Origin of the sequence: Lonsdalea quercina, from assembly GCF_900107885.1 — a bacterium.
Lineage (GTDB): Bacteria > Pseudomonadota > Gammaproteobacteria > Enterobacterales > Enterobacteriaceae > Lonsdalea > Lonsdalea quercina.
In genome coordinates this window covers 207,464-220,322 of record NZ_FNQS01000002.1, presented here as the reverse complement: position 1 = coordinate 220,322, position 12,859 = coordinate 207,464, and the positions used below count along the sequence as shown (strand labels likewise).

At 52.4% G+C, this 12,859-nt stretch carries 11 protein-coding genes; 5 read left to right on the top strand and 6 right to left on the bottom strand.

The genetic code is table 11. The features are described 5' to 3' along the window. Positions 1–60: 60 nt before the first annotated feature. Genes prmC through hemA form a run of 3 tightly spaced genes read right to left on the bottom strand, consistent with a single transcriptional unit; the run spans position 61 to position 3,276 of the window. Entirely contained in the window at positions 61–891 is an 831-nt protein-coding gene (prmC, locus tag BLU64_RS03905) for a peptide chain release factor N(5)-glutamine methyltransferase (protein ID WP_074727950.1), read from the bottom strand. Further along, positions 891–1,973 carry a peptide chain release factor 1 gene (gene prfA, locus BLU64_RS03900; RefSeq protein WP_074727949.1) on the bottom strand — a complete coding sequence of 361 codons (1,083 nt, stop codon included), beginning with the start codon at positions 1,971–1,973 and terminating at the stop codon, positions 891–893. Before prfA ends, prmC begins: the two co-directional genes overlap by 1 nt. 46 nt (positions 1,974–2,019) lie before the next feature. Continuing rightward, the gene (hemA, locus tag BLU64_RS03895) at positions 2,020–3,276 is read right to left on the bottom strand and encodes a glutamyl-tRNA reductase (RefSeq protein WP_026742501.1); all 1,257 of its coding nucleotides are present in this window, start codon (positions 3,274–3,276) and stop codon (positions 2,020–2,022) included. Positions 3,277–3,485: 209 nt separating this feature from the next. On the opposite strand from hemA, the gene lolB reads away from it, so the two are divergent. From lolB to prs, 3 genes are all read left to right on the top strand, one after another. Continuing rightward, entirely contained in the window at positions 3,486–4,106 is a 621-nt protein-coding gene (lolB, locus tag BLU64_RS03890) for a lipoprotein insertase outer membrane protein LolB (RefSeq protein ID WP_026742500.1), read from the top strand. A gap of 3 nt (positions 4,107–4,109) precedes the next feature. Further along, positions 4,110–4,982 (top strand): 4-(cytidine 5'-diphospho)-2-C-methyl-D-erythritol kinase, encoded by an 873-nt coding sequence (gene ispE, locus BLU64_RS03885; protein WP_026742499.1) that lies wholly within the window; start codon positions 4,110–4,112, stop codon positions 4,980–4,982. Between the two features lie 112 nt (positions 4,983–5,094). After that, positions 5,095–6,042 (top strand): ribose-phosphate diphosphokinase, encoded by a 948-nt coding sequence (prs, locus tag BLU64_RS03880; RefSeq protein ID WP_139171474.1) that lies wholly within the window; start codon positions 5,095–5,097, stop codon positions 6,040–6,042. Between the two features lie 87 nt (positions 6,043–6,129). On the opposite strand, the gene ychH is transcribed toward prs, so the two are convergent. Continuing rightward, positions 6,130–6,402, bottom strand: a complete 273-nt coding sequence (ychH, locus tag BLU64_RS03875; RefSeq protein WP_026739463.1) for a stress-induced protein YchH — start codon at positions 6,400–6,402, stop codon at positions 6,130–6,132. A 292-nt stretch (positions 6,403–6,694) separates the two neighbouring features. On the opposite strand from ychH, the gene pth reads away from it, so the two are divergent. Both pth and ychF read left to right on the top strand, forming a co-directional pair. Continuing rightward, a complete protein-coding gene (gene pth / locus BLU64_RS03870; protein ID WP_026742497.1) occupies positions 6,695–7,282 on the top strand; it encodes an aminoacyl-tRNA hydrolase in 588 nt (195 codons plus the stop codon). 121 nt (positions 7,283–7,403) lie between these two features. After that, positions 7,404–8,495, top strand: coding sequence for a redox-regulated ATPase YchF (gene ychF / locus BLU64_RS03865; RefSeq protein WP_026739461.1), 1,092 nt, complete (start codon positions 7,404–7,406; stop codon positions 8,493–8,495). Between the two features lie 168 nt (positions 8,496–8,663). On the opposite strand, the gene BLU64_RS03860 is transcribed toward ychF, so the two are convergent. Together BLU64_RS03860 and dosP are read right to left on the bottom strand one after the other, a co-directional pair. Then, entirely contained in the window at positions 8,664–9,476 is an 813-nt protein-coding gene (locus BLU64_RS03860; protein ID WP_074727947.1) for a DUF6694 family lipoprotein, read from the bottom strand. 320 nt (positions 9,477–9,796) lie between these two features. Further along, a complete protein-coding gene (gene dosP / locus BLU64_RS03855; RefSeq protein ID WP_074727945.1) occupies positions 9,797–12,355 on the bottom strand; it encodes an oxygen-sensing cyclic-di-GMP phosphodiesterase DosP in 2,559 nt (852 codons plus the stop codon). Positions 12,356–12,859: the final 504 nt, after the last annotated feature.

Sequence of the window (12,859 nt, the reverse complement as noted above, 5' to 3'; positions counted from 1 at the left end):
GGACAGGCAAAATGAGCGATGAGTATCACTTTGTCGGCGTTTGGCAATAAAGAAGAGGCATTACGGCCGAAAACCCAGCGACACACGCTCATTGCCGCCGTAGTCTTTACAGGTTTCAACCCGAATAAAACCTTGCTGTAGCAGCAGATCACGGACGGCGCAGCCCTGCTGCCAGCCATGTTCTAACAGCAACCAACCTCCCGGCAGCAGATAATGGGCAGATTCAGTGATAATCATGCGCAGATCGGCCAAGCCCTCATCGCCAGAGGTCAGCGCGCGACGCGGTTCGAAACGCACGTCGCCTTGCGACAAGTGAATATCTTCAGCATCTATATAGGGAGGGTTACTGACGATGGCGGAGAAGCGCTGACCTGTCACTCCGGAAAACCAGCTTCCCTGTGTGAAAGAAACGTTGTTGATACCAAGGCGTTGCGCATTTGCCTTCGCCAACGTCACCGCATCAGGCTGAACATCAACCCCCTGCACGCGGCAATCAGGGCGCTCGCTGGCGATAGCCAACGCGATGGCTCCCGTGCCTGTCCCCAAATCCAGTATGTCGGCAGGTTCAGAGGGAAGACACTTCAACGCCTGTTCGACCAGGCACTCCGTATCCGGACGCGGTATGAGCGTGGCGGGAGAAACCGTGAGCGGCAATGACCAGAACTCTTTTTGGCCGATAAGGTAGGCGATCGGCTCACCGGCAATACGCCGTTCCAGCAGTTGAGACAGTTGTAGCCGCTCTGTCTCTGACAATAGGGTTTCACCGAACGCCAGGATAAAAGTACGTGCTTTTCCCGTTACAAACTCAAGCAGTATTTCCGCATCGCGCCGGGGGCTGTCACTGTCCTGCAACCGTTGAATAGCCTGCTGCAACCAGCGTTGATAATCCATTACTCTTGCTCGGACAATGCGGCCAGCTGGTCAGCCTGATATTCCTGCACAATCGGCTGGATCAGCATATCCAGTTTACCTTCCATCGCTTCATCCAGACGGTACAAGGTCAGGTTGATGCGATGGTCGGTCACGCGCCCCTGCGGGAAATTATAGGTACGGTTACGGTCAGAACGGTCGCCGCTGCCCAACAGGTTACGGCGCGTCGAAGCCTCTTCCTGCTGACGTTTTTGCACTTCTGCGGCGCGGATGCGCGCACCTAACACGGAAAGCGCTTTGGCTTTGTTTTTATGCTGCGAGCGCTCATCCTGACACTCAACGACGATGCCGGTTGGAATATGCGTGATGCGGATAGCGGAATCTGTAGTGTTGACGTGCTGACCGCCCGCGCCGGACGAGCGGAAGGTGTCGATGCGCAAGTCTGACGGATTGATTTCCGGCAATTCGGCTTCGGGCACTTCCGGCATGACGGCCACAGTGCAGGCGGAGGTATGGATACGCCCCTGAGATTCAGTCGCGGGAACACGCTGCACGCGATGGCCGCCGGACTCAAACTTCAGCTGCCCGTATGCGCCGTCACCGACCACTTTAGCGATAACTTCTTTATAACCGCCATGCTCGCCGTCGCTCGCGCTGACCACTTCCACCTTCCAACGTCGAGACTCGGCATAGCGGCTATACATACGGAACAGATCGCCGGCGAAAATCGCGGCTTCATCACCGCCAGTGCCGGCGCGGATTTCCAGATAACAGCTGCGATCATCGTCAGGATCTTTCGGCAACAGCAAAACTTGCAATTGCTGTTCCAGCTCTTCGCCTGCGGTTTTTGCGTCACTCAGCTCCTCCTGCGCCATTTCTTTCATTTCCGGATCGTCCAGCATCGCTTCCGCAGTGGCGATATCTTCCTGCGTTTGCTGCCAGCGCTGGAAACAACCGGTAATGTCGGTCAGTTGAGCATACTCCCGGGACAACGCACGAAAACGGTCCATATCGGCGATAACGCCGGGATCGCCCAACAAAGCCTGGACCTCTTCATGGCGTTCTTGCAGTGCTTCCAGTTTGGCAACAATAGAAGGCTTCATGCGTGGTGTTATATCCTGTCGTTAATCGAAAAGGGTGAGAAGAATGCTAGTTCAAGCCGAGGCTGTCACGCAAAATTTGCAAACGGTCTTGATCGCCGTCGCGGGCAGCCTGCTGAAGAGAGATGGTTGGGGCATGAATCAGGCGATTGGTCAGACGATGCGTCAGCTCTTGCACTATCGCTTCCACGTCCCCGCCCTGCTGAATCGCCGCCAGCGCTTTGGTCGTCATTTCCTCGCGCAACGCATCCGCTTGGGAACGGTAGTCGCGAATGGTTTCCACCGCCGTCTGAGCACGCATCCAGCCCATAAACTCCGAGCTTTCCTGCTGCACGATAGATTCGGCCTGCACGGCGGCGGCTTTGCGCTGAGCCAGATTCTGCTGCACGATCGCGTGGAGATCGTCCACGCTGTAAAGGTAAACGTTGGGCAACTTGCCAACTTCCGGCTCTATATCGCGGGGTACCGCAATATCCACCATCAGCATCGGGCGATTACGCCTCACTTTGAGCGTACGCTCCATCATCCCTTTCCCCACAATGGGCAACGTGCTAGCCGTGGAACTGATAATTATATCGGCCTGCGCGAGTTGGCCGTCCAGTTCACTCAACGCAATCACTTCCGCCCCTACCTCATGGGCCAATACCTGAGCACGCTCACGCGTTCGGTTGGCGATCCACATGCGCTTGACCTGATGTTCGCGTAAATGACGCGCCACCAGCTCGATTGTTTCACCAGCGCCAATGAGCAGAACATTGACGTCCGCCAGCGATTCGAAAATCTGACGCGCCAGCGTACAAGCGGCAAAGGCGACGGAGACGGCACTGGCGCCGATATCCGTTTCGGTACGGACACGTTTCGCAACGGTGAAGGATTTCTGGAACAACCGTTCCAAATCGCCTGACAGCGATTGTTCACGTTGTGATTCGGCAAACGCCTTTTTGACCTGTCCAAGGATTTGAGGCTCGCCAAGGACGAGTGAGTCCAACCCGCTGGCGACGCGCATGAGGTGGCTGACGGCCGCATTGCCCTCATGCCAATAAAGACTTTTACGCACGTCGTCCGCGCTAAGGTGATGATACTCACACAGCCAGTGGATGAGCTGTTCACGCTGATTCTCTTCGGCGTCCACGCTCAGGTAGAGTTCAGTACGATTACAGGTGGATAGCAGCACCCCACCCTGTATCAGCGGTTGCTGTAGCAGGCTGTGCAGCGCTGCCCCAAGAGAGTCCTGCGTGAACACAATGCGTTCACGCAAAGAAACCGGAGCCGTTTTATGATTGATGCCAAGCGCGAGCAGGGTCATGAGTCTTCGAGTAATACCGATATTAGTATGGACTTCATCTGTGGGGGCATTCTACTTGAAGCCACCATTCAAGAAAAGTGAAGGAATACGCCCCAAATACGGCGGTTGGTCATTTTTCGACGACAATAACAATGATTGACGATGAACATGAAGACCGCTAGCGTGACACCTTATCCCGCATTACCCCTGTTTCTGAGGACGCAAAATCCATGTCGAAAAAACTTGTCCGTGGCCTGCAATTACTGCCTCTCGCGGGTCTTTTACTCACAGCCTGTAGTACGCGACAGCCTGATTTGCCTGGGCAAAGCCCGACCTCTCCGCAGTGGCGACAACACGAGCAAAAAGTACAACATTTAAGCCAATACGAAACCCGGGGATCCTTTGCCTATATTTCGGATAGGCAAAAACTTTATGCCCGCTTTTTCTGGCAACAAACCTCTGCGCAGAACTATCGCCTGCTCCTGACTAACCCTCTCGGCAGCACCGAACTGGAATTGAAAGCACAACCCGATAGCGTTCAGATTACCGACGGTCAGGGCAAACGTTATGCAGGTAAAGATGCCGAAGACATGGTCCGCCAGTTGACCGGTATGGATATCCCGATGAATAACCTGCGCCAATGGATTGTCGGCCTGCCCGGCGACGCCCAGCATTTTACGCTCGACCAACACTATTTGTTACACACCGTGACCTATCAACAAAGCGGCCAGAGCTGGAACGTCAAATATCAGCAGTACACCGATAGCATCATGCCGATGCCGAAAAGCCTGGAGCTGAGTCAGGGCGAACAGCGCATCAAGCTGAGAATGGATAACTGGAAGGTTCAGTAAGCCATGTCCACGAACAAAATGAGCTGGCCGTCTCCAGCCAAACTGAATTTGTTTCTCTATATCACCGGGCGCCGGGCTGACGGTTATCACGATCTACAGACGTTGTTTCAGTTCCTGGATTACGGCGACACATTGACTATCACGCCGCGTGCGGGTGAAGCGATCACGCTATTGACGAAGATGGAGGGCGTTCCCGTTGAGCAGAATCTCATCGTTCGAGCGGCCAAATTGCTGCAAGCGCATTGCCGCCAGCAGGACCTTCCCTTTTCCGGCGCGGAAATTGCCATTGATAAACAGTTGCCGATGGGCGGCGGTCTGGGTGGCGGTTCGTCAAACGCCGCCACCGTGCTGGTCGCGCTGAATTATTTGTGGCAATGCGGGTTGTCATCCGAAGCGCTGGCTGAGCTGGGGTTAGGTCTGGGTGCCGATGTGCCGGTGTTTATTCGTGGCCATGCCGCGTTCGCGGAAGGCGTCGGCGAAGCGTTGACGTTCGTCGAACCGGAAGAAAAATGGTATCTGGTCGCCCACCCCGGCATCAGCATTTCGACGCCCGAGATCTTCAACGATCCCGATCTGAAACGTGATTCCCCGGTGCGCACATTGCAATCGTTATTGGCTTATCCCTTCGCCAATGATTGTGAACCTGTAGCAAGAAAACGTTTTCGTGAGGTTGAACAGCTACTTTCATGGCTGTTAGAATACGCCCCGGCGCGTTTGACCGGCACAGGCGCTTGTGTGTTTGCAGAGTTCGACACCGAGTCTGCTGCTCGTCAGGTGCTCGACCAAGCCCCGGAAAATTTAAACGGTTTTATTGCTCGAGGTGCTAATGTATCCCCCTTGCAACAAACGCTTTCCGGACTACCCGAGGGTCGCTAAAAAACCACCGGCATCAGTGGTGTTTTAACGCTCTTTACCCATACCCGTATGCATATTCTTCCTACCCCTGTGGGTCGAGTATTTCTCTGGACGCAAGCTTGAGGTTCTTCTCGTGCCTGATATGAAGCTTTTTGCTGGTAACGCCATCCCGGAACTAGCACAACGTATTGCCAACCGTTTGTACACCAGCCTTGGTGACGCCGCCGTCGGTCGCTTTAGCGATGGCGAAGTCAGCGTGCAAATCAACGAAAATGTCCGTGGTGGTGATATTTTCATCATCCAGTCCACCTGCGCACCGACCAACGATAACCTGATGGAGCTGGTTGTCATGGTTGATGCTCTGCGCCGTGCTTCTGCTGGACGAATCACCGCGGTAATCCCCTATTTCGGCTATGCTCGCCAGGACCGTCGCGTCCGTTCCGCTCGTGTGCCGATTACGGCAAAAGTTGTCGCTGACTTCCTTTCCAGCGTTGGCGTTGACCGCGTTCTGACGGTTGACCTGCATGCTGAGCAGATCCAGGGATTCTTTGATGTGCCGGTAGACAACGTGTTTGGTAGCCCGATCCTGCTGGAAGACATGCTTCAGCAAGATCTGGATAACCCGATCGTTGTTTCTCCGGATATTGGCGGTGTCGTTCGCGCACGTGCCATTGCGAAACTGCTGAACGATACGGATATGGCCATCATCGATAAACGTCGTCCTCGCGCCAACGTTTCTCAGGTGATGCATATCATTGGTGATGTCGCGGGTCGTGACTGCATCCTGGTGGATGACATGATTGATACCGGCGGTACGCTGTGTAAAGCGGCGGAAGCGTTGAAAGAGCGCGGAGCGAAACGTGTGTTCGCCTACGCCACTCACCCGATTTTCTCCGGCAATGCCCACGACAACATCAAAAACTCTCAGATCGATGAAGTGATTGTCTGCGATACCATCCCGCTGGCTGAGAATATCAAGGCGCTGCCGAATGTGCGGTCGCTGACATTGTCAGGCATGCTGGCTGAAGCCATTCGCCGCATCAGCAACGAAGAATCCATCTCTGCCATGTTCGAGCATTAATCGTTCACGTCAGCGATGTCAGCAAAAGCCATCGGTTTTCCGATGGCTTTTTTCTTTTTTGTTGGTTCGTCGCCCCAGGTCGAACCGTTAGGGAAGACGTTCTGTGCGGCGGCAACGTTTATCGAAATGTTTAACCCACCAATAGCGGTCCGATACCGTATCTCTACCGCCAAGCCGCGCGCCGATAAGCCAGACGATCGCGCCGGAAAATATCCCCATCAGATCCAGATAGCGGCCCGATCCTGGCAGATGCCATCCCGGCAACTGGCTGATGATGGCATAGCCGACGCTGGCGACCATCAGCACCAGGCCAACACTCATCAGCAGATTTCCTGTCATCACTGCATGTTTGCGTTTCATACCCACCTCCTGAAAGGTTTAACAGATAACGGGGATGTCGTAGCACGCCCTCTTATTAGTTAAAATTATAGGTGCTGCGCCAATCACCGTTGCGTAAGCGATCACAGAAAGTGAATAAAAAATAGTCACCTCGCCTGCAATTTCTTTTCATAGCCCGGTGAAATAGCGGCTTTAGTCCTTTCCAGGCCGGAGTGATATTGGTGATCCCTCCTCCCTGCGTGTAAACTAGCGAGCCTGTTATTTGTCTCTGACATCAGCGTTACTGGCGTAACGCCCTATCTGGAAAAGTATCGTGAGCAGTATCAAACTGATTGTGGGGCTGGCGAATCCGGGTGCTGAATATGCGTCTACCCGCCATAACGCGGGCGCCTGGTATATCGACCGTCTGGCTGAATCCCACCGCCAGCCGCTCAAAGAAGAAAGCAAATTTTTCGGTTACACATCGCGCCTGACACTTGCGGGGCAGGATGTGCGATTGCTGGTGCCGACCACCTTTATGAACCTCAGCGGCAAGGCTGTGGCGGCAATGGCGACCTTTTACCGCATCCAACCTGATGAAATTCTGGTCGCACACGATGAACTGGACCTGTTGCCCGGCGTCGCCAAATTGAAATTGGGCGGCGGCCACGGGGGTCACAATGGGTTGAAAGATATCATCAGCAAGCTGGGGAATAACCCGAACTTCCACCGACTGCGTATCGGCATCGGCCATCCGGGCGACAAAAACAAAGTGGTCGGTTTCGTTCTGGGCAAACCGCCTGTCAGTGAACAAACCCTGATCGATCAGTCCATTGATGAAGCGCTGCGTTGCACCGAAATAATGCTGGGCGAAGGCATGGTCAAGGCCATGAATCGGCTGCATGCCTTCAAGGCGTCATAAGGTTTGACGGGGTCAATCGCATAACGCTCCCGCATGTGTGTATAATTGGGCGTCATTTTCATATTCAAACGGGCTGTTGCATTAACAGTCTGATTAACAAGTTATTTAAGGTGATAGAAACATGGGATTCAAATGCGGTATTGTTGGGCTGCCTAACGTGGGTAAATCCACCCTCTTCAACGCGTTGACTAAAGCAGGTATTGATGCGGCCAACTTCCCGTTTTGTACCATCGAACCGAACACCGGCGTAGTACCGATGCCGGATCCGCGTCTGGACAAACTGGCGGAGATCGTCAAACCACAGCGTACGCTGCCTACCACGATGGAATTTGTGGATATCGCCGGTCTGGTTAAAGGCGCTTCCAAAGGTGAAGGTCTCGGCAATCAGTTCCTGACCAACATTCGTGAAACCGAAGCGATTGGCCATGTCGTTCGTTGTTTCGAAAACGACAACATCATTCACGTTAACAACAAGGTCGATCCGGCTGATGACATTGATGTCATCAATACCGAACTGGCACTGTCGGATCTGGATACCTGCGAACGCGCTATTCATCGTATCCAGAAAAAAGCCAAAGGCGGAGATAAAGACGCTAAAGCTGAGCTGGCTGCACTGGAAAAATGCCTGCCGCAGCTGGAAAACGCCGGTATGTTGCGCGCTATTGACCTAAGCGCCGAAGAAAAAGCCGCGATTCGTTATCTTAGCTTCCTGACGTTGAAACCGACGATGTACATCGCCAACGTCAACGAAGACGGATTCGAAAATAACCCCTACCTGGATCAAGTGCGTGAAATCGCAGCGAAAGAAGGCTCCGTCGTGGTTGCTGTTTGTGCCGCCGTTGAAGCGGATATCGCCGAGCTGGATGATGAGGAACGCGACGAGTTTATGGCGGAGCTGGGACTGGAAGAACCGGGCCTGAACCGCGTGATTCGCGCAGGTTACGAGCTGCTGAACCTGCAGACTTACTTCACCGCTGGAGTAAAAGAAGTACGCGCATGGACCATCCCTGTCGGCGCCACCGCCCCACAGGCCGCCGGTAAGATCCACACCGACTTCGAAAAAGGCTTCATTCGTGCCCAAACCATCGCTTATGAAGACTTCATCACCTACAAAGGTGAGCAAGGCGCCAAAGAAGCCGGCAAAATGCGTTCAGAAGGTAAAGAGTACATCGTGAAAGACGGCGACATCATGAACTTCTTGTTTAACGTCTGATTTGGTTCTGTTGTTTCATGAGGTTTCACGGAATCTCATGAAAAGCAGAAGACATTATAAAATCCACGCTATTGCGTGGATTTTTTATTACAACCTTATAGAAAGGCGGTGATTGTTCCAAAATAATACCGGTGACTTGCCTACGGGTAAGTCACCGGTACTCTACGATTAATCAATGTCTGAATATTTGGCTTTTAGCGAGGAAAGGCGATCCGCGTCTTTATCAGAGAACTCTTCATCGGAAAATATAGGTTTTCCCTGTGCGTCATCAATGCTAACAATAGTGACTGTAAACACGGCATCCGAAGGTGCATCGACGTCTCCCCACTTCATGTAAGGGTTTTGTGGCAGGGTTAAATCAGCCTTTTCACCTGGCTCTAAACCACCGGGAATAGTACTTCTGAAAGTATCAGTGAACCAAGGAACTTGCCTGTCAGGACTAGAGATAACACCTTTAAATTCAGCCCGAGAAACTGCTTTACCTGTATTATTTTCTATAGTTAATTCAATAACCGGCTGATCCTTGCCATATTCTGTTTTCTTGAAATAAAAGCGGGAACGAGAAATAACGAAGTCTTTCTTTTTATCGAGACTTAATTCAGCTTTTCTTTGTTTTTCCTCTAGCTCCTGAATTTCTTGAATCGCCTGCTTTTTCTCTTTTTCAGCTTTCTCTTTTCTGATCTTATCCGCATAAACGAGTATTTCTTCGCCAGTCTTACCTGACAGGTTACTCATCATCTTGTCTTTTACCGTAGACATATTATTAGCCATTTCGGCATGCATCAAATCCTTCATGCTCACATTGCTGAAAGCAATGACTTTCAATGCATTATCGTAAGCTGCGCGTTTGTCTTCGGGTAAAGATTCTCGCACTTCTTTAATCGATTCTTTTACCGTCGCTTCATTAGAGGTATCGATTTTCGGCTTATCACACCCTGAAAGAACTAGTGCAATTACAAACGCTATTCCTATTTTTTTCATAAAAATCCTTACTGAGAATATATGTGACCCAGATAAATCCTAAACGTCAAATCAATTATTGTGAAGCATTATCAGTGCATTGGAGTAAATATTTTTAAGTGACAACGGAGATCGTAAGTACGTTCAAATTGAAAATTTTAGCTCGTCCTAATAAGGGGACTGGACGCTAAGTGTCACAATTTCAGAAGACGGACATCCAGCATCCGATTACTCCGGATGTCCGTTTCAATTCATCGGTAACGGGGCAGGAAAAACGGCTATCGATGAGTGAACATCGACGTATTCACGTCAGATCCGCCCTTCCCCGCAAATCACTCGAATCAATGCTGTTGACTAGGTATTGCAGAGGCCATCCATTGGTTCAAGCCGTTCGGCGGCAGCGGTTTTGAGAACAGATAGCCTTGAACCACCGGGCAATCCAGCGCGATTAATACGTTGCGCTGATCGTCCGTTTCCACCCCTTCCGCCACCACCATTAAATCCAGGCTGCGTCCAATACCTATGACGGCATGCACCACCGAACGCAGCCGGTTTTGCTTTCCGCACTGGTCGATGAAACTGCGATCGATTTTAACTTCCGTGACCGGAAGATTCGCGAGGCTGGACAGGCTGGAGAAGCCGGTGCCGAAGTCATCCACTGACAGTCCGACGCCCAATGCGCGTATGCGGTTAAGAATATCCAACGTTTCATCCGTTAGCGCCATCATCAAGCTTTCAGTAATCTCAATGGTCAGATTCGACCCCGCAAGCCCGTACGTCTGCAACTGGCGAGCCACATACGCCGGAAGATCCGGATGATTGAAGTTATACGACGAGAGGTTCACCGACACCACCGGCACACGAATGCCTTCGGCACGCCACGCGGCCATCTGCCGGCAGGCCTCTTCCAACGCCCAGCGGCCGATGCCGTCTATTTCACCAATATCTTCCGCCAGGCGGATAAACCGATCGGGCGGTACATCGCCGAATTCGGGATGATGCCAACGGGCCAACGCCTCAACCCCGAACAACTGCCCGCTTCGCGTACATACCTGGGGCTGATAATGAAGGTGCAGTTGCCGGTGCGCCACGGCGGACTTGAGCGCTGCGCCGAGCAGCAACCGCTCGCTCGCCAGCACGTTCATTTCAGCGCTAAAAAATCTGAACACATTGCCGCCAGACTTTTTGGCCTTGTACATCGCGTTCATGGCATTCGTCAGCAGTACTTCTCTCGTTGCGCCGCCTTCGGGATATTGGCTGATACCCAGACTGGCCGACAAACTCAGCCGATGGCCGCTGATATTGATCGGCTCTCGGACGATACTAAGGACCTGGCTCGCCAGGGCCGATGCCCGCGAAACATCAAAATTCGGAATGACAATGACGAACTGATCGGTCTCGGTGCGGCTAATGAACTCATCAGAACGTATCCACGACTGTAATCGATTCGCCATCGCCACCAGCACCTGGTCACCCGCCGCATGACCAAACATGTCGTTAATATCTTTGAAATGGTCCAGATCGAGATTAAAAAAACCGATCTTCTGGCTGGATGAAGCGAGCAGATCATCCACATGGCAATGCATGTAGCTGCGATTCGGTAATCCGGTGAGCGCGTCGAATCTAACGACCCTCGCCATCTGCCGACGATTGTCTTCTCGTTCAATCGCCAGCGTACACAGGTGGATACTCGCGTCGGCGATATGTTCAAGAAAAGTGTTCGGTTTCAACCCCTGCCGAAAATAAAAGGCGAAGGTGCCCAAAACCCGACCGTCGCGCTGTTTGATAGGATAGGTCCAGCAGGCCCGCAGACCGTGCGGTAATATCTGATGCTTATAAGGCTCCCAAAGTGGATTGGTTTCGATGTCATCCACCATCACCTGTTCGCCTCTAAACGCGGCTGTCCCGCAGCCCGCGACGCCCTCGCCTATCTCTACGCCTTCCCAGTCCGAGCCGTAGGAATCGTGAAAGCTGGGAGCAGCCCAAGGACGCAGTTTGTTGTCTTCAACCCGACAGACGGAGACTAAAACATCGGGAACAATCGCCTCGATGCGACGACACAGAAAATTGCCTAGCTCGTTAAACGACAGGCTGCTGGTCAGCGCCTCAAGCGCATCTCGCTCCAAATCCTGGATCAGCCGTTCCTCAGTGACATCCGACAACACGACCACATAGTTTTTGATGTGTTCGTTGTTTCTCTCATCGAAAATGGGGTTAACGGAAAAGCGCACCCAGACATCTCGCCCCTCTTTGGTCAGTGTCAGAATGTCGCCATGGACGCCTAACCAGTCCTGGGTCTTTGTCCGTAGTTTGTCCAATAACGATTTGTCCGTGCGCGGGCTGGCCAGCAGCTCGCTGGGACCTTTGCCGATGGACTCTTCGGCCGTATAGCCAAACAGGGAAGTAAAGGCCCGGTTGATTTGAACGATTCGTCGAGCCGCATCCAATACGCAGACAACACGGTCGGTATTGTTAATCGCCAGCAGCAGCAGTCGAGTCTCTTCCCGACGGGCGACCTCATCGGTGACGTCACGCGCGATAGCCATAAAATGAATGCGCCCGTCGACATCAACTTTAGACAAGAAAAACTTCGCCCATAGCTGTTGTCCATCCCGTTTTTCCATGAGGATGTCGCGACTCATTGCTTCTGGTCGGGGTAAGTTTGCCTGCCGGTTCCTGCGGATATAGCGGCTATGCACTTCCCGCATAGTTTTAGGTAATAGCGGGCGCATGTGTTGTCCCAGCACTTCGTCGCGAGCGTAACCCCACAGTCTTTCTGCAGCCGCATTAAAAAACAGGACGCGGTCGCATTCATCAATTAGGACGACGGCTAGCATCGTCTGCTCCAAAGCGGGGAGCAATATGTGGTAATAGTCAGCGCCCGGACCTTCCTTATTCATTGATATTTCCTCCATACAGATGGGTTATCATTCCTTTTTCAATAAGTCCATCTGCAGCAATCTCGATTTAAGCAGCCCCAGGCGCCAGGTTGACTGCATGGGTACACAATTGGATATTACGCCGCCGTCCTGGCCGGTCACCGACAGTGCACATGCCAGGGTCTTCAACAGGAAAACCAGAAATGACGGGAAACATAAATTCTGGCCTGGGGTTTTTGTCTTATCGGCACAACGGAGTAAACATTGAGCATCTGCTGCGGCCCGCGACAGGCATAGATAAGAAAACGTTTACACAGTTTGCCGGACAGTTTCACTCCCTTCACACTCTTTCCACACGCTCAATTGCAGTCGTCCAGTATGCCATCGAAGCGCGTCTTTTTTGTGGTGATAATTAGATGAATTTAACTTACCCATTAACATGTTATTCACGTTGGGGAGCGATTAAAAACCGAGCCGACTCCTCTATGCGGGCGGGCGTTACAATAGCTTACCGGGCATTTCGGA

Coding starts and splice junctions, on each gene's coding strand:
- prmC (WP_074727950.1), bottom strand. CDS start 891: ATGGATTATCAACGCTGGTTGCAGCAGGCTATTCAACGGTTGCAGGAC.
- prfA (WP_074727949.1), bottom strand. CDS start 1,973: ATGAAGCCTTCTATTGTTGCCAAACTGGAAGCACTGCAAGAACGCCAT.
- hemA (WP_026742501.1), bottom strand. CDS start 3,276: ATGACCCTGCTCGCGCTTGGCATCAATCATAAAACGGCTCCGGTTTCT.
- lolB (WP_026742500.1), top strand. CDS start 3,486: ATGTCGAAAAAACTTGTCCGTGGCCTGCAATTACTGCCTCTCGCGGGT.
- ispE (WP_026742499.1), top strand. CDS start 4,110: ATGTCCACGAACAAAATGAGCTGGCCGTCTCCAGCCAAACTGAATTTG.
- ychH (WP_026739463.1), bottom strand. CDS start 6,402: ATGAAACGCAAACATGCAGTGATGACAGGAAATCTGCTGATGAGTGTT.
- ychF (WP_026739461.1), top strand. CDS start 7,404: ATGGGATTCAAATGCGGTATTGTTGGGCTGCCTAACGTGGGTAAATCC.
- BLU64_RS03860 (WP_074727947.1), bottom strand. CDS start 9,476: ATGAAAAAAATAGGAATAGCGTTTGTAATTGCACTAGTTCTTTCAGGG.
- dosP (WP_074727945.1), bottom strand. CDS start 12,355: ATGAATAAGGAAGGTCCGGGCGCTGACTATTACCACATATTGCTCCCC.